Raw genomic sequence first — 16,079 nt, forward strand, 5'->3', positions numbered from 1 at the left:
GGCGCAACGCTAACGGGTCAGAGGTCGGCGGCTGACGCAACCCCCGGGTCACGCGGTGTGAAGCGGCCGTGGTGCAGGGCCTCGGTCAGGGGACGGCGGCTGCGCCAGCCGTGGCGCTCCAGGTCGGGCACGGTTTCCAGCCTGCTGACCGGCCCGACGCACAGCCACGCGACCGGCCGGATGCCGCCGGGGATGCCGAGCAGCTCGCTCAGGAACGGCTCGCGGTAGAAGCTGACCCAGCCGACGCCGAGGCCCTCGGCGGTCGCGGCGAGCCAGAGGTTCTGGATCGCCAGGCACACCGAGTACAGGCCGGCGTCGGCGATGGCGTGCCGGCCGAGGACGTCGGGCGCGCCGCGTGCCGGGTCGTAGGTGACGACGACGCCGAGGCTCGACTCGAGGATGCCCTCGATCTTGATGTTCGCGAAGGTGCTCGCGCGGTCGTCGTCGAGCTGCGCGGCGAAGACCTCGCGCTCCTCGTGGACGTGCTTCGCGAACGTCTCGCGCGTCGCGGGGTCGTCGACCAGCACGAAGTCCCACGGCTGGGTGAGCCCGACGCTCGGCGCGGCGTGCGCGGCCTCGAGGATCCGGGTGAGCGTCGCGTCCGGGATCGGCTCGCCGGTGAACTCGCCGCGCACGTCCCGGCGCTTGCGGAGGACTTCGTAGAACTCTTCGATCATCGGTCGCGCACCCATTCGACGGCTTCGGCCACGGTTTCGGCGGTCTCCGTGCGCGGTCTCGGCGGCCGCCGGACCACGAGGACGGGCTTGCCGAGCTCACGGGCCGCGGTCAGCTTCGCTTCGGTCTGCGGGCCGCCGGAGTCCTTGGTGACCAGGACGTCGACCCGCTCGAGCAGCTCGCGTTCGGCGGCCACTTCGTACGGGCCGCGGGCGAGGATCAGCTCGTGGTGCCGCGGCAGCGGCGGCTGCGGCGGGTCGACGCAGCGGATCAGGAACCACAGGTCGTCGAGGTGCGCGAAGGCGGGCAGGCCCTGGCGGCCGCTGGTGAGGAAGACGCGCTCGCCGAGGCCGGGCAGCTTCTTCGCGGCGTCTTCGAGGTCGTCCGCCCAGTGCCAGACGTCGTCTTCGCCGGGTTCCCAGCCCGGCCTGGCGAGCCGGAGGAGGGGGATTCCGGTGCGTTCGGCCGCTTTCGCCGCGTTCGCGCCGATGCGTTCGGCGAAGGGGTGCGTCGCGTCCACGACGGCCGTCACGTCGTTCTCGCGCAGCCACGCCGCGAGCCCGTCCGGGCCGCCGAAGCCGCCGACGCGCACTTCGCCGGCCGGAAGCCGTGGCCGCGCGACGCGTCCGGCCAGAGAAGACACGACCCGGACGTCGCTTTTGACGAGTTCTTCGGCGAGGTTCCGCGCTTCGCCGGTGCCCCCGAGGATCAGGATCACCGCGGACGTCCGTAGCCGACGGCCTCGCGCCACCGGTCGAGGGTGCGCATGTTGGCCAGGGTCTCCGCCCAGGTCAGCTCCGGTGCCTGCCGGTCGCCGACGTGCGCGGCGACGTGGTCGGCTTCGCGCGCGAAGACGCCCTGCGTCGCTTCGACGTCGATGACCTCCGGTTCGCCCTCGGCCGGGGTGAGGACGATCTGCGAGACGCCGGGCTTGCGCAGTGGGTGGATCCAGGCGGGTCGCGGCACGTAGAGCTGCCCGCGCGAGCCGTAGACGCGGATGCCGTCCTCGCGGGTGAGCCGGATGCCGCAGGAGATCGTCGCGAGGATGTCGCCGGGGAGGCGCAGCAGGCCGGTGGCGTACTCGTCGACGCCGGCGTCCGAGAGCTTCGCCATCCCGCTGACCTCGGTGGGCTCGACGACGTCCCGCCCGGTGGCGGCCTGGGCGACCAGTCGCGCCAGCGACGTGCAGTAGCAGCCGACGTCCAGGATCCCGCCGCCGCCGAGCGCGGGGTCGGACAGGCGCGCGGTCTCCTCGGGGTTGCTGTCGAAGGAGAACGTCGTGTCGACCGCGCGGACCTCGCCGATCGCGCCGCTCGCGATGAGCTCGACGAGCCGCCGCGTCTGCGGGTGCAGGCGGTACATGAACGCCTCCATGAGGAAGACGTCGTTCTTGCGCGCGGCGGTGATGACCTCTTCGGCGTCGGCGGCGGTGAGCGTCAGCGGCTTCTCGCACAGCACGTGCTTGCCCGCTTCGGCCGCGGCGATGGCCCACTGCTTGTGCAGCGCGTGCGGCGTCGAGACGTACACGGCGTCGACGTCCGGGTCGGCGAGGAGGTCTTCGTAGCTGCCGTAGGCCTTGGGGATTTCGAAGCGGGTGGCGAACTCGCGGGCGCGGCCGCCGTCCCTGGCCGCGACGGCGGCGAGCGTGCCGTGCTTGCTTTCGTCGACGCCCGCGGCGAAGTGGGCGGCGATGGTCCCGGCGGCCAGCAGGCCCCAACGCAGTTCGGTCACAACGACTCCGGTTGGTTCGCCCGGTCACGGGCACTGGAATAGAGGAAGCTGTCGGGGAAGTTCGCCGCGGCGAGCACCCGGCCGACGAAGATCGTGGCGGCCCGGGTCATCCCGGCTTCCCGGACGAGTTTCGGCAGTTCGCCGAGCACCCCGCGCGCGACGGTCTCGCCGGGCTGGGTCGCGAGCGCGACCACGGCGATCGGGCAGTCCGCGCCGTAGTGGGGAACCAGCTCTTCGGCGACGCGCTCGACGTGGTTGACCGCGAGGTGCAGCGCGAGGGTGGCCTCGGTCGCGGCGAAGGCGGCGAGGGTTTCCTTGGGTGGCATCTTGGTGGACCGCGCCTGGACCCGCGTGATCACCAGGCTCTGCCCGACTTCGGGCACGGTGAGCTCCCGCTTCAGCGCGGCCGCGGACGCGGCGAAGGCGGGCACCCCGGGGACGACGTCGTAGGGCACGTTCCGCGCGTCCAGGCGGCGCATCTGCTCGGCGACGGCGCTGTAGAGCGAGGGATCGCCGGAGGTCAGCCGGACGACCTCGTGGCCGGCTTCGTGCGCTTCGGCCAGCTTGTCGACGATCTGGTCGAGGCTGAGGTTCGCGGTGTCGACCAGTGCCGTGCCGGGCGCGCAGTACGCGAGGAGGTCGGGCGGGGTCATGCTGCCCGGGTAGAGGCAGACGTCGCAGCGGGCGAGCAGGTCCCGGCCCCGCACGGTGATGAGGTCGGCGGCACCGGGGCCGGCCCCGACGAAGTGCACGGTCATCGGCTGCTCCACTGCGTCACGACGCGAGCCGGCGTCCACCCGGTGAAGCCGCCGAGCGTCCCGGCCCGTTCCACCCCGATCCGCACCAGCTCACCGCCGTACTGCGCATACGCCCGCGCCAGCACCTGCTCCGCCTCCAACGTCACTCCGTGCGCGACCACCCGCGCCTCCGTCGCCAGGCACGCGTCGAGGACGCCCGGCACCGTCACCCCGCCGCCGATGAACACCGCGTCCGGCGCCGGCAGCGCGCTCAGCGCGTCCGGTGCCTCGCCCGTCACCACCTCCAGCTCCGGTACGCCCAGGTCGAGCGCGTTCCGCCCGATCCGCTCCGCCCGGGTGGGGTCGCGCTCGATCGCGATCGCGCGGTTCAGCCCGTGCAGGCGCGACCACTCGATGCCGACGCTGCCCGCGCCCGCCCCGACGTCCCACAGCAGCTCGCCGGGGCTCGGCGCGAGCCGGGCCAGCGCCGACACCCGCAGGTCGCGCTTGGTCAGCTGGCCGTCGTGGGAGTACACGTCGTCCGGGACGCCGATCAACGGCAGCGCCGGACCCGCGCACGCCAGCGCGAACACCGTCAGCGGGCCGGGTTCGCCCGACCAGCCGTCGGAGATGCGCTCGTCGGGCCCGCCCAGGTTCTCCAGCGCGAACAGCTCGCTCTCGCCGTACCCGCGCACGGTCAGCAGCGAGCGCAGCGCCGCCGCGTCGGCACCCAGGACCAGCACCCGCCGCCCCGGCGCCAGCACCCGGGCGACGCGGGCCGACGACCGGCCGACGAGGGTCACCACCTCGGTCTCCTCGGCGGACCAGCCCAGCCGGGCCCGGGCCAGTGTCACCGACGAGAGCGCGGGCAGCGCCTCGACTTCGTATCCATGTGCCACGAGGGTAGTGCCGACCCCCGACAAAAACGGATCACCGCTGGCGAGGACGCAGATCCGCTGTCCTTCGTGCTCCGCGATGAGCGCGTCGAGCCCGGGCAGCAGCGGCGACGGCCACGGTTCGGACGGGACGTCCTCCGGCAGGTACTCCAGCTGCCGCGGCGCCCCGATCACGACGTCGGCGCCGAGCACCAGGGCCTGGGCTTGCTCGGACAGGCCGGCCCACCCGTCCGCCCCGATCCCCACCACCGTCAACCGTGATTTTTCGCGCACGATTTCCCACCCTAAGCGAGCCGGGCGCTGTGCGATGATCGGCCGGTCGCCGAGCTGGAGGAGTGCTGTTGAAGCCGTACCCGTTCACCGCCGTCGTCGGGCTGCCGGACCTGCGCCTGGCGCTGGTCCTCTCCTCGATCTCCCCCGCGGTCGGCGGCGTGCTGGTGCGGGGCGAGAAGGGCACGGCGAAGTCGACCATGGTCCGCGCGCTCGCGGGCCTGCTGCCGGGTGTGGACGTCGTGGACGGCTGCCGCTTTTCCTGTGATCCCGCGGCTCCCGACCCGCTCTGCCCGGACGGCCCGCACGACGGCGCGACGAGCCACCGCCGGCCGGCGAAGCTGGTCGAGCTGCCGGTCGGCGCCGCCGAAGACCGCGTCATCGGCTCGCTGCACCTCGAACGCGCGCTCGCCGAAGGCGTCACGGACTTCCAGCCCGGCCTGCTGGCCGCCGCGCACCGCGGCCTGCTCTACGTCGACGAGGTCAACCTGCTCCACGACCACCTCGTCGACACCCTGCTCGACGCCGCCGCGATGGGCCGCGCGACCGTCGAACGCGAGGGCGTCTCGGTGTCGCACGCGGCCCGGTTCGTCCTGATCGGCACCATGAACCCCGAGGAGGGCGAGCTGCGGCCGCAGCTGCTGGACCGGTTCGGGCTGACCGTCGAGGTCGCCTCCAGCCGCGACCCGGAGCAGCGCGTCGAGGTCGTCCGGCGCCGCCTCGCCTACGAAGCGGATCCTGACGCCTTCGCCGCGCAGTACGCCGACGAAGACGCGAAGCTCGCCGCGGACATCGAAGCGGCGCAACGGCTTCTGCCGGCGGTGAAACTGCCCGACGACGCCTTGCGCCAGATCGCCGAGATCTGCGCGTCCTTCGAGGTCGACGGCATGCGCGCGGACATCGTCACCGCGCGCGCGGCCGTCGCGCACGCGGCCTGGGCCGGCCGCGACGAGGTGACCACCGACGACGTCCGAGTCGCCGCGCGGCTCGCGCTGCCGCACCGGCGCCGCCGCAACCCGTTCGACGCCCCGGGAATCTCCGAAGAGCAGCTGGAACAGGCCCTCCAAGACGCGCAACCGGACCCGGGCCCCGAGGACGACGGCCCAGGTTCGGGCTCGACGCCGGAGGAAGCCCCGCCGGAAGTCCCCCAGGGAGACGCACCCCAGCCCCGGCAACAGAACGGTGGCGGGCAGCAGAAGACCGTCGGCGCCGGCGAAACGTTCAAGGCCCGCGTCTTCCGCGTCAAGGGCATGGGCGAAGGCGAGCGCGGCCGCCGGTCGCGCGCGATCACCGACAGCGGCCGCACCATCGGCGTCCAGCCGCCGAGCGTCCGCGACGGGCGGCCGCACCTGGTCGCGACCGTGAAAGCCGCAGCACCGCACCAGAAGTCTCGCGGCCGCGACGGCGCCGCGCTCAAGCTGCGCCCGGAGGACCTGCGGTACGCGCTGCGCGAAGGCCGCGAAGGCAACCTCGTGCTGTTCTGCGTCGACGCGTCCGGCTCGATGGGCGCGAAGGCCCGCATGCGCGAGGTCAAGTCCGCGGTGCTCTCGCTGCTGCTCGACGCCTACCAGCGGCGCGACAAGGTCGGGCTCGTCACATTTCGCGGCAACGCGGCCGAACTCGCGTTGCCGCCGACGATCAGCGTCGACGCGGCCGCGTCCCGCCTCGAAGGCCTCCCGACCGGCGGCCGGACTCCGCTCGCGGAAGGGCTCCTGGAGGCCGCGCGGGTGCTGCGCGTCGAGGAGATCCGCGACCCGCGGCGCCGTCCGCTGCTGGTCGTCGTCACCGACGGCCGCGCCACCAGCGGGCCCGACGCCGTCGCCCGCGCCCAGGCCGCGGCCGGACTGCTGACCGGCGTCACGACCGTCGTCATGGACTGCGAAAGCGGCAAGATGCGGCTCGGCCTGGCCGCCGACCTGGCCGCCCACCTCGGCGCGGAGCACGTGCCGCTGGCCGACGTCGCCGCCGAATCGCTGGCGAGCGCCGTCCGCGCCCGGACCGGAAAGGCCGCCTGATGCCGCAGGGAAAACCGTCGGTGGTGCCGGCAGACGGCCTGACCACGCGCCAGCGCCGCAACCGGCCGCTGCTCGCCGTCCACACCGGCGAGATGAAGGGCAAGTCGACCGCCGCGTTCGGGATGGCGCTGCGGGCGTGGAACCAGGGCTGGTCGATCGGCGTGTTCCAGTTCGTCAAGTCGGCGAAGTGGCGCGTCGGCGAGGAAGCCGCGTTCAAGGCGTTGGGGAAGCTGCACGACGACACCGGCCAGGGCGGGCCGGTCGAGTGGCACAAGATGGGCGAGGGCTGGAGCTGGGCACGCAAGTCCGGCTCCGAAGAGGACCACGCCTCGAATGCCCGTGAGGGCTGGGCCGAGATCAAGCGCCGCCTCGCTGCCGAAGCGCACGACTTCTACGTTCTCGACGAGTTTTCCTACCTGCTCAAGTGGGGCTGGCTCGACGTCGACGACGTCGTGTCCACTTTGGTCGACAGGCCCGGGCACCAGCACGTCGTCATCACCGGCCGGTACGCGCCGCCGGAGCTGGTCGAGGCCGCCGACCTGGTCGCCGAGATGACCAAGGTCAAGCACCCGATGGACGCCGGCCAGAAGGGCCAGCGGGGGATCGAGTGGTAGCGCGCGTGGTCGTCGCCGCGCCCGGGTCCGGGCACGGCAAGACGACCGTCGCCGCGGGGCTGATGGCGGCGCTGCGCGCGGCCGGCCACCGCGTCTCCGGGCACAAGGTCGGCCCCGACTTCATCGACCCGAGCTACCACGCGCTCGCGACGGGGCGGCCGGCGCGGAACCTGGACCCGTTCCTGCAGGGCGAAGACGCGTTGATCCCGTTGCTGCGCCACGGTTCCTCGGGTGCGGACATCGCCGTCATCGAAGGCGTGATGGGCCTGTTCGACGGCGCTCTCGGCACCGAGGGCTATGCCTCGACCGCGCACGTGGCCCGGCTGCTGGACGCGCCGGTGGTGCTCGTCGTGGACGCGTCGGCGGCCTCTCGCAGCGTCGCGGCGACCGTGCTCGGGTTCGCCCACTACGACAACCGCGTCCGGCTCGCCGGGGTGATCCTCAACAAGCTGGGCTCGCAGCGGCACCTCGACGAGATCGCGTCCGCGCTGGAGGCCACCGGCGTCCCGCTGCTGGGAGCGTTGTACCGCAACGAGGAGATCCACGCGCCGAGCCGGCACCTGGGGCTCGTCCCGGCGGCGGAGCGGGCGGCCGAAGCGCGGCACGTGCTGCCGGCGCTGGCCGCGTGGGTTTCCGACGGGGTCGACCTGGAAGCGATCGTCCGGATCGCATCCGCGGCGCCGCCGCTTTCCGCGCCGGCCTGGGAACCGTCCGGTGTGGACGGTCCACGCGTGACGGTCGCGGCCGCCGGTGGACCGGCGTTCACCTTCCGGTACACCGAGAACGTCGAGCTGCTGGCGGCCTGCGGCGTCGACGTGGTCGACATCGATCCCTTGCGGGACACGGCGTTGCCCGACGGGTGCGCCGGGCTGTACTTCGGGGGCGGGTTCCCCGAGGTGCACGCGGCGGAGCTGTCGGCGAACACGCCGTTGCGGCGCGAAGTCGCTTCGGCCATCGCCCGCGGGATGCCGGTGAGCGCGGAGTGCGCGGGCCTGCTGTACCTGTGCCAGTCGCTGGACGGCGTGCCGATGGTCGGCGCGGTTCCCGCGGACGCGAAGATGACCGCGCGCGGCAAGCTCGGCTACCGGCGCGCGGTCGCCGTCGAGGACAACCTCCTGGCGCCGGCCGGGCAGCGCGTCACCGGGCACGAGTTCCACCGCACCGAAGTGACGCCGTCGCACGGGACTTCGGCGGCGTGGGGCTGGGACCGGCAGCTGGACGGCTTCGCGTCGCCGACGCTGCACGCGTCCTACCTGCACGTCCACTGGGCGGGGTATCCCGAGCTGGCCCACCGGTTCGCGGCGCGGGTCCGGGCCCATGCCTGACTACGACCTGCACCACCACGGTGATCGCGAGGTCGGGCCGGGGCTGATCGACCTCGCCGTCAACGTCCGGCTGCCGCGGCCGCCCGCCTGGCTGCGGGCCGAACTGGCGTCCGCTTTGGACTCCCTCGCGGCTTATCCGTCCACTGTGGATGCCGTGGCCACTGTCGCCGTCCGTCATGGCCGGCTGCCTTCGGAAGTCCTGGTCACCTCGGGTGCGGCGGAGGCGTTCACGCTGCTGGCTTCGGCTTTCCGGCCACGGCACGCCGTCGTCGTGCACCCCCAGTTCACCGAGCCCGAAGCGGCATTGCGGGCGGCGGGTCACCCGGTCTCGCGGGTGATCCTGTCCGAAGCGGACGGTTTCGTGCTGGACCCGGCGCTGGTCCCGGCCGACGCCGACCTGGTGTTCGTCGGCAATCCGACGAACCCGACGTCGGTCCTGCACCCGGCGTCCGCGCTGCTTTCCCTGGCGAGGCCCGGGCGGCTGCTCGTGGTCGACGAGGCGTTCCTGGACGCGATCCCGGGCGAGGCCGAGAGCCTGGCGTCCGGCTTCTCGGGCGTCGTCGTGCTGCGCAGCCTGACGAAGACGTGGGGACTGGCGGGCCTGCGGGCGGGCTACGTGCTCGCTCCGGCGGACGTCGTCGAGCGGCTCCGGGCGGTGCAGGTGCCGTGGTCGGTGTCCACGCTGGCCGGGGTGGCGACGGTGGCGTGCTGCCGCCCGGCCGCCCTGGAGGAAGCGGAGAAGCTGGCGATCGCGGCGGAATCGGACCGCGAGTACCTGGTGTCCGGTTTGTCGGCGGCGGGCGTGCCGGTGCTGGGTGACCCGCGCGGCCCGTTCGTGCTGGTGCGCGTCCCCGATGGAGCTTCTCTGCGTGCGCGTCTGCGCGAAGCGGGCTACGCGGTGCGGCGAGGGGACACGTTCCCCGGCCTCGGCCCGGACCACTTGCGCCTGGCGGTCCGCGATCGCGCGACGACGGACGCGTTCCTGACCGCGTTGCGGAAACTTTTGTAAACACCGACAGGGGGTTGTCGTTACCGCGGCCGAAAGTGGACACAGCCGGGAAACGCCCGGCGTGGCAGCGGAAGGAACGACATGCCCGGATTCAACGACGTGGCCTGGTTCGAGATCGGCACCGACGACCCGGCGGCCGCCGAGCGGTTCTACGGCGACGTCTTCGGCTGGAAGGTCGCGCAGGACGACGCGGCGAGCACCGACACCGCCTACCGCGTCATCGACACCGGCGGCTCGCGCGGCGGCCTGTTCACGGGCAAGGAGAACTACGCGATCTTCACCGTCCTGGTCGAGGACGTCGACGCCACCTGCCGCGAAGTGGAGAAAGCCGGCGGGCGGGTGCAGCGGCCACCGACGGTCAACCCGGTCGGCGTGACGTTCGCGCACGTGCTCGACCCGGCCGGCAACCACTTCTCGGTGTTCACCCCGCCAAAGTGAGCTGTTCGACGTCGCCGTAGGGGATGTTGAGGTCTTCGGGCCGCAGCCGGCGCAGCGGCGGCACCTCGGCCAGCACGGTGAAGGAGGCGATGCGGTCGGTGCGGAACGCCCGGATCTCCCGGCGCAGCCGGCACCAGGCGATGAGGTACCAGTGCTCGGGCTTGCCGACGTAGCCGAGCGGCTCGACGTCCCGCCGGGTGGCGGCGCCCGAGCGGTCGGTGTAGCGCAGGCGCAGGACGCGGCGGACGCCGAGCACGGGCGGCATCGGCGGGATGGGACCACTGCCGAGCAGGTGGACACAGGTGGCGAGGTTCTGCGCGGCCTCGACGTCCTCCCGCCGCATCGCCGCGACGAGCTTGCGCAGCGCCGACTGCCCGTCCGCCCGGAAGGGGGTGCCGTCGAGGTGCCTCAGCGCGAGCGCCATGGCGACGGCCTCGCCGGGCGTCAGGTTGACCGGCGGCATCGTGTGCGCCTTGTCGAGGCAGTACCCGCCGGTGCGGCCGGTCTCGGCGTAGATGGGCACGCCGGACTGCTGCAGCGCGCCGATGTCCCGTTCGACGGTGCGGACGCTCACCTCGAACCGGGACGCGAGCCAGCGCGCGCTGCGCGGGCGAGGGGCGACAGCACGGAGTTCTTCGACGAGCGCGTACAGCCGATCGGTTCGGTTCACGGGTCGCACTCTAGGAAGGGGGTACGACAGTTTCAGGCGAGCGCGAGCAGGGCGGCCGCGACGGCGACTTCGACACCGGCGCCGAGGACGTCGCCGGTGACACCGCCGAGGCGCCTGGTGCACCGCCACAGGAGCGCTCCGGCGACGGCGTAGGCGAGGACCACGGAAAGGGGGCCGCGCCACCACGGCAGCCCGGGCAGCAAGGTGGCGAGCCCGGCGGCGGCGACGCCGATGGCGACGGCGGCCGTCTTCGGAACCGAGCCGGCGACGGTGGCACCAAGCCCCTCGGGCCGGGCGGACGGGACGCCCCGCGCGCAGGACATCGAGAGGGTGCAGCGCCCGACGAGGACGCCGGCGGCCGCGGTGACCGGCCCGGCGGCGGTCAGCGCGCCGACCTGGACGAGCAGGACGACCACGAGCGTCGCGACCCCGGTGGGCCCGGAGTCCCCGCGGCGCATGACGTCGAGGGCCTTTGCGCGGTCGTAGGAAGCACCGAGGCCGTCGGCGGTGTCGGCGAGCCCGTCGAGGTGCAGCCCGCGGCTGCCGAGCGCGACGGCCCCGACGGCGAGGGCGGCAATGGCGAGAGGAGGAAGGTGAGCGGCCTGCCCGGCGGCGACGACGAGCCCGGCGGCGACGGCGAGCGGAAGGGCGGCCAGGGGAGCGAGCAGCATGGCACCCCCGGCAACGCGCCGGTCGATGACGCGGGGCGCCGGGACGGGAACGGTGGTCAACGTCCCGACGGCCATCCGCGCGGAGTCGGTCCAGCGGCTCACGTCAAGTCGGCCAGCAGACCCATGTCCGCCAAGATCGCGCGCGCCGCGCGAAGTGTCGGTACCGCCTGCACCGCGCCACTGCCTTCGCCGAGCCGCAGCCCGAAGTCCAGGATCGGCTCCAGCCCGAGCGCCTTGAGCGCGAACGCCTGCGAAGGCTCGGTCGACCGGTGCCCGGCCAGCCACCACTGCTCCGCGCCCGGCGCGATGTCCCGCGCGACCAGGGCCGCAGCGCCGGAGAACACCCCGTCCAGCAGCACCGGGATCCCCAGCACCGCCGCCTCGACCAGGAAGCCGGCCGTCGCCGCGACGCACGCGCTGCCCAGCGCCGTCAGCCGGTCGAACGGGTCCTCCGTGCGGCCCGCCGTCCGCGTCAGCGCGGCCGCGACCGCCGCTGTCTTGCGCTCGAGGCCGTCCGCGTCGACCCCGGTGCCCGTGCCGACCACCTCGGCGGCCGGCAGCCCCAGCGAGGCCGCCACCAGGGCCGCGCACATCGCCGTGTTGCCGATCCCCATGTCGCCGGGGATCAGCACGTCCGCGTCCGCTTCCTCGCGGGCGATCGCCCGGCCGGCCTCGAACGCCGCCCGCGCCTCACCCGGCAGCAGGGCGTCCTCGACGTCGATCGAGCCCGAACCGCGGCGGATCTTGTGCGCCGTGACCTCGGGCGGTACGTCCGTGCCGTCCCAGTCGACGCCCAGGTCGGCCACGCGCACCTTCGCGCCGACCTGCGCGGCCAGCACGTTGACGCCGCTCTTGCCCGCCAGGAACACCCGCACCATCGCCGCGGTCACCTCGCGTGGGTACGCCGACAGCGCCGACACGCCGTGGTCGCCCGCGAAGACGACCACCCGGACGTCGTCCAGCGGGCGCGGCGGCACGCTCCCGTGCGCCGCCGCCAGCCAGGCGGCGATCTCCTCCAGCCTGCCGAGCGCGCCGAGCGGCTTGACCAGGCCGTCGAGCCGCTCCTGCGCGGCGGCGCGGGCGGCGGGGTCGGGAACGGGAACGTCGAACACGGGCGCCTCCTGGCTACAGGTCGAGCGCCCGGCCCGCGACGACCAGCACGACCCGGTCGGCGTCGGCGGACACCCGGTTGTTGAGTGCGCCCAGCACATCACGGAACAGCCGTCCGGACGACGTTGCGGGCACCACACCGCTGCCGACCTCGTTGCTGACCGCGACCACCGGCACCCGCGCCGCGGCCCAGGCGGCGAGGAAGTCCTCGAGCCGGTCGTCCAGCCGGTGTTCCCAGCCCGGCTTCTGCTTCCACGCACCGACGTCGTCCAGCACGCGGGACAGCCAGGTGCCGAGGCAGTCGATGAGCAGCGGCTCGGTCGCCTTCCGGAGGGTGCCCGCGAGGTCGGTGGTCTCGACGGTCTTCCAGTGCGACGGCCGCCGCGCCTGGTGCGCGGCCACCCGCGCGGCCCATTCCGGGTCGTCCTCGCCGGCGGGCAGGCCGGGCGCGACGTAGACGAGGTGCGGGTGGCCGGCGACGAGCCGTTCGGCGTGCCGCGACTTCCCCGAGCGGACGCCGCCGAGGACCAGCACCTTGCCTTCGTCGCGGCCGTACCGGCGGAGGGCGCGTGCCAGGGTCTCGAGGTAGCCCGCGAGGCGGGCCGTCAGCCTCGCCGACGTCTTCTTCCCCGCGGAGGCGGTGGGCGCAGTCATACCCGGCATTGTGGTGCACGCGCTACCGTGCGCCACGTGCCACTCCGTCTAGGGACAACCGCTGCCGGACTCGTTACCGGATATGTCGCCGACACCCTGTTCGGCGACCCCCGACGGGGGCACCCCGTCGCACTGTTCGGCTCCGCGGCCGCGCGCCTGGAACGTCTCGTCTGGGCGGACTCGAAGCCGCGCGGAGCCGTGTACGCGGGCCTGTGCTCCTTCGGCGCCATCGGCCTCGGAGTCGCCCTTCAGACGGCGACGCGGCGAAGCCCCTTCGCACGCTTCTCGCTCACGGCCGTGTGTACGTGGGTCGTACTCGGCGGACGCGGCCTCGCCACCGAAGGCGCCGAAATGGCCAGGCTGCTCGAAGCTGGCGACGTGCCTTCGGCGCGCACGCGGCTTTCGCACCTCTGCGCACGCGACGCGACGGCGCTCGACTCCGCCGAGCTCACCCGCGCGGCGACGGAGTCGATCGCCGAGAACACGTCGGACGCGGTGGTCGCACCGTTGTTCTGGGGCGCGGTCGCCGGACTGCCGGGCCTGCTCGGGTACCGGGCGCTGAACACACTGGACGCGATGGTCGGCTACCGGTCACCGCGGTACCGCCGGTTCGGCTGGGCCACGGCCCGCGCCGACGACGTGGCCAACCTGCTGCCGTCACGGATCGGCGCGGCACTCACGGGGTTGTGCGCCCCGCTGACAGGCGGCCGCGCACGCGAGGCATGGCGAATCTGGCACCGCGACGGCAGCCACCACCCGAGCCCCAACGCGGGCCAGGTCGAAGCGGCGTTCGCCGGAGCACTGGACATCAGGTTGGGCGGAACGAACAGCTACGGCGGCGAAGTGGAGAGCCGCGCGCGGCTGGGGGAGGGACGAGACCCGGAACCGGTCGACCTCCGCCGCGCGGTCCGGTTGTCGCGCCTGGTCGGAGCATCCGCAGCAGCCATCGCCGCCGCCGTCGCAGCCCCCGCCACTCCCTGGGGGGCGGCCCCTGTCCAGTCTATCGGCAGGATGCGCCGGGGAAGGGCCGTTCGGCGATCTGTGGACAACTTCGCCGGCGCGGTGCGGGCTGTGGACAAAGCGCGGAGCGTGCGATGAGCGGCCTCCTGATCGCCGGCACCACCTCCGACGCCGGCAAGAGCCTCGTCACCGCCGGCGTCTGCCGGTGGCTGGCCCGCCGCGGGGTGCGCGTCGCGCCCTTCAAAGCGCAGAACATGTCCAACAACTCCATGGTCTGCGCCGACGGCGCCGAAATCGGGCGCGCCCAGTGGCTGCAGGCTCGGGCCGCCCGCGTCGAACCCGAAGCCGCCATGAACCCCGTCCTGCTCAAGCCCGGCAGCGATCGGCGCAGTCACGTCGTCGCGCTCGGGAAGCCCTTCGGCACCCTCGAAGCCGGTGAGTACGCCACTGGGCGCGCCGGGCTGGCCGAGATCGCCTTCGATGCCTTTCGGGACCTTCACGACCGCTATGACGTCGTCGTCTGCGAAGGCGCCGGGAGCCCCGCCGAGATCAACCTGCGCGGTGGGGACTACGTCAACATGGGGCTCGCGCGGCGGTTCGGGCTGCCGGTGCTCGTCGTCGGCGACATCGATCGCGGCGGTGTCCTCGCGGCCATGTTCGGCACCCTCGCCCTGCTGTCGGCCGAAGACCAGGCGCTCGTCGCCGGCTGGGTGGTCAACAAGTTCCGCGGCGACGTCGGCCTGCTGCGGCCCGGCCTCGACAGCCTCGAGAAGGTCACCGGACGGCCGGTGCTGGGCGTGCTCCCGTGGCTCGACCGCGTCTGGATCGACTCCGAAGACGCCCTCGCCGCCGCGGGCTGGCGCCGGGAGGCCCACGGCCGCGGCCTGCGGGTGGCCGTCGTCCGGTTCCCGCGCGCGTCCAACGCCACCGACGTCGACGCGCTCGCCGCCGAACCCGGTGTCACCGTCACGCTCACCGCCGACCCGGACGTCGTCGCGGACGCCGACGTCGTCGTGCTGCCCGGGTCGCGCGCCACCGTCACCGACCTCGCCTGGCTGCGCGACCGCGGCCTCGACACGGCGGTCGCGGCCCGCGCCGCCGCCGGCCGGCCGGTGCTCGGCATCTGCGGCGGCTACCAGATGCTCGCCGAGTCCATTGTGGACGACGTCGAGTCCGGCGCGGGCGAGGTGCCCGGCCTCGGCCTGCTGCCGGCCCGCGTGACGTTCGCCGAGGAGAAGGTGCTCGCCCGCCCGACGGGAACCTGGCGCGGCGCCCCCGTCGAGGCGTACGAAATCCACCACGGCTCGGTGACGACCCGAGCGGCCCTGGAGTCCTTTCTGGACGGAGTCCGCGACGGCGCGGTCTGGGGCACGATGTGGCACGGAGCCTTCGAGAACGACGCCTTCCGCCGCGCGTGGCTCACGGAAGCGGCGGCCCAGGCCGGCGTCGAGTGGACGCCGGTGCCGGACGCCCCCGGCTTCGCCGACCTGCGCGAAGAGATGCTGGAGAAGCTCGCGGACGCGGTCGACGAGCACCTGGACACGGCGGCGTTGCGCACCCTGCTGGACCTGGGCGCGCCGCCGGACCTGCCGTTCGTCCCGCCCGGCGCGCCTTAGCCGTCAGGGCCGGACGGACGCGGTGAGCTTCCCGCTGACCTGCCGCAAGGTGCAGACCGCCTCCCGGGCCCCGGCGTTCCAGGACGACTCGGGCGGGACGTGCGCGGCGAACTCGATGCCGGCCGGCATGGTGCCCCCGGGGAAGGACGCGGCCGCCGCGATCCGGCACACCGGCTGTGCCAGCTCTTGCAGCGTGGTGAGCCCGGGGTAGGTCCCGTACCCGTCGCCGACGTCGACCCGCTCGGCGATCTGCTCGTCGTGCGGCAGGTCGCAGGCGACCCGGATCACCTGCGCGGTGTCCGCGTCGGAGTCCAGGCAGTCGCCGATCGTCATGGTGTCGATGTAGTCGGGGGCCGCCGCCGCGTGCTTGGCCTGCTGCGGCGTGATCGCCACCAAGCCACCGATGGTCCAGAGCACGCCGAGCACCAGTCCGGCGATCGCCAGGCCGGTGCCGTCCCGGCCGGTGCGGCCGATCCGGACCAAAGCGCGGATCCCGAAGCCGACGGCTAGCGGGACCAGGCCCAACAGCCCCAGGACGAACGCAGTGATCGCGAACCCGTCGGTCCCGGGGGACTCGACGGGTCCGCGGACGGTCGTCTGGTCGTGGCTGGACAGCGTGGAGCGTGTTTCGTCGAACAACGGGGTCCCCTCCGGAATCCCCCGACCCGGCCGGGGAGACTCTAGGACC

17 protein-coding genes are annotated in these 16,079 nt (G+C 73.6%); 7 read left to right on the forward strand and 10 right to left on the reverse strand.

Going from position 1 to position 16,079, the window contains the following annotated elements; translation table 11 throughout:
- Window positions 1-17: 17 nt before the first annotated feature.
- The 5 genes from bluB to cbiE are packed head-to-tail and all read right to left on the reverse strand — an operon-like array spanning window position 18 to window position 4,312.
- On the reverse strand, window positions 18-677 hold the full coding sequence (gene bluB, locus AB0J40_RS45980) for a 5,6-dimethylbenzimidazole synthase (RefSeq protein WP_364466747.1): 660 nt from the start codon (window positions 675-677) through the stop codon (window positions 18-20).
- Window positions 674-1,393: a cobalt-precorrin-6A reductase gene (locus AB0J40_RS45985; protein ID WP_364466749.1), complete on the reverse strand. Its 720-nt coding sequence runs from the start codon at window positions 1,391-1,393 to the stop codon at window positions 674-676. The genes bluB and AB0J40_RS45985 overlap by 4 nt, the downstream gene beginning before the upstream one ends.
- A complete protein-coding gene (locus AB0J40_RS45990; RefSeq protein ID WP_364466750.1) occupies window positions 1,390-2,406 on the reverse strand; it encodes a Gfo/Idh/MocA family oxidoreductase in 1,017 nt (338 codons plus the stop codon). The genes AB0J40_RS45985 and AB0J40_RS45990 overlap by 4 nt, the downstream gene beginning before the upstream one ends.
- Window positions 2,403-3,164, reverse strand: a complete 762-nt coding sequence (cobM, locus tag AB0J40_RS45995; RefSeq protein WP_364466752.1) for a precorrin-4 C(11)-methyltransferase — start codon at window positions 3,162-3,164, stop codon at window positions 2,403-2,405. Before cobM ends, AB0J40_RS45990 begins: the two co-directional genes overlap by 4 nt.
- Entirely contained in the window at window positions 3,161-4,312 is a 1,152-nt protein-coding gene (cbiE, locus tag AB0J40_RS46000; RefSeq protein WP_364466754.1) for a precorrin-6y C5,15-methyltransferase (decarboxylating) subunit CbiE, read from the reverse strand. Before cbiE ends, cobM begins: the two co-directional genes overlap by 4 nt.
- Window positions 4,313-4,380: 68 nt before the next feature.
- Between cbiE and AB0J40_RS46005 the strand changes: the two genes are divergently transcribed.
- From AB0J40_RS46005 to AB0J40_RS46025, 5 genes are all read left to right on the forward strand, one after another.
- Window positions 4,381-6,324, forward strand: coding sequence for a putative cobaltochelatase (locus tag AB0J40_RS46005; protein WP_364466756.1), 1,944 nt, complete (start codon window positions 4,381-4,383; stop codon window positions 6,322-6,324).
- Window positions 6,324-6,938: a cob(I)yrinic acid a,c-diamide adenosyltransferase gene (gene cobO, locus AB0J40_RS46010; protein ID WP_364466758.1), complete on the forward strand. Its 615-nt coding sequence runs from the start codon at window positions 6,324-6,326 to the stop codon at window positions 6,936-6,938. Before AB0J40_RS46005 ends, cobO begins: the two co-directional genes overlap by 1 nt.
- Window positions 6,932-8,263, forward strand: coding sequence for a cobyrinate a,c-diamide synthase (locus AB0J40_RS46015; RefSeq protein WP_364466760.1), 1,332 nt, complete (start codon window positions 6,932-6,934; stop codon window positions 8,261-8,263). Before cobO ends, AB0J40_RS46015 begins: the two co-directional genes overlap by 7 nt.
- Complete coding sequence (cobC, locus tag AB0J40_RS46020; protein ID WP_364466762.1) at window positions 8,256-9,272, forward strand: Rv2231c family pyridoxal phosphate-dependent protein CobC; 1,017 nt, start codon at window positions 8,256-8,258, stop codon at window positions 9,270-9,272. Before AB0J40_RS46015 ends, cobC begins: the two co-directional genes overlap by 8 nt.
- 81 nt (window positions 9,273-9,353) lie before the next feature.
- Window positions 9,354-9,710: a VOC family protein gene (locus AB0J40_RS46025; RefSeq protein WP_364466764.1), complete on the forward strand. Its 357-nt coding sequence runs from the start codon at window positions 9,354-9,356 to the stop codon at window positions 9,708-9,710.
- On the opposite strand, the gene AB0J40_RS46030 is transcribed toward AB0J40_RS46025, so the two are convergent.
- Genes AB0J40_RS46030 through AB0J40_RS46045 form a run of 4 tightly spaced genes read right to left on the reverse strand, consistent with a single transcriptional unit; the run spans window position 9,694 to window position 12,815 of the window.
- Window positions 9,694-10,380, reverse strand: a complete 687-nt coding sequence (locus tag AB0J40_RS46030) for a YafY family protein (RefSeq protein ID WP_364466766.1) — start codon at window positions 10,378-10,380, stop codon at window positions 9,694-9,696. The two genes, AB0J40_RS46025 and AB0J40_RS46030, sit on opposite strands and share 17 nt — an antisense overlap.
- A gap of 32 nt (window positions 10,381-10,412) precedes the next feature.
- Complete coding sequence (locus tag AB0J40_RS46035; RefSeq protein ID WP_364466792.1) at window positions 10,413-11,126, reverse strand: adenosylcobinamide-GDP ribazoletransferase; 714 nt, start codon at window positions 11,124-11,126, stop codon at window positions 10,413-10,415.
- 23 nt (window positions 11,127-11,149) lie between these two features.
- Window positions 11,150-12,163, reverse strand: coding sequence for a nicotinate-nucleotide--dimethylbenzimidazole phosphoribosyltransferase (gene cobT / locus AB0J40_RS46040; RefSeq protein ID WP_364466768.1), 1,014 nt, complete (start codon window positions 12,161-12,163; stop codon window positions 11,150-11,152).
- Window positions 12,164-12,176: 13 nt separating this feature from the next.
- On the reverse strand, window positions 12,177-12,815 hold the full coding sequence (locus AB0J40_RS46045; protein WP_364466770.1) for a bifunctional adenosylcobinamide kinase/adenosylcobinamide-phosphate guanylyltransferase: 639 nt from the start codon (window positions 12,813-12,815) through the stop codon (window positions 12,177-12,179).
- A gap of 36 nt (window positions 12,816-12,851) precedes the next feature.
- On the opposite strand from AB0J40_RS46045, the gene AB0J40_RS46050 reads away from it, so the two are divergent.
- Entirely contained in the window at window positions 12,852-13,913 is a 1,062-nt protein-coding gene (locus tag AB0J40_RS46050) for a cobalamin biosynthesis protein (protein ID WP_364466794.1), read from the forward strand.
- Window positions 13,910-15,391, forward strand: coding sequence for a cobyric acid synthase (locus AB0J40_RS46055; protein WP_364466772.1), 1,482 nt, complete (start codon window positions 13,910-13,912; stop codon window positions 15,389-15,391). The genes AB0J40_RS46050 and AB0J40_RS46055 overlap by 4 nt, the downstream gene beginning before the upstream one ends.
- A gap of 3 nt (window positions 15,392-15,394) precedes the next feature.
- Here the strand turns inward: AB0J40_RS46055 and AB0J40_RS46060 are convergent, their stop codons facing one another.
- On the reverse strand, window positions 15,395-16,030 hold the full coding sequence (locus AB0J40_RS46060) for a DUF4190 domain-containing protein (RefSeq protein WP_364466774.1): 636 nt from the start codon (window positions 16,028-16,030) through the stop codon (window positions 15,395-15,397).
- Between the last annotated feature and the right edge of the window lie 49 nt (window positions 16,031-16,079).

This window comes from Amycolatopsis sp. NPDC049691, assembly GCF_040675005.1.
Lineage (GTDB): Bacteria > Actinomycetota > Actinomycetes > Mycobacteriales > Pseudonocardiaceae > Amycolatopsis.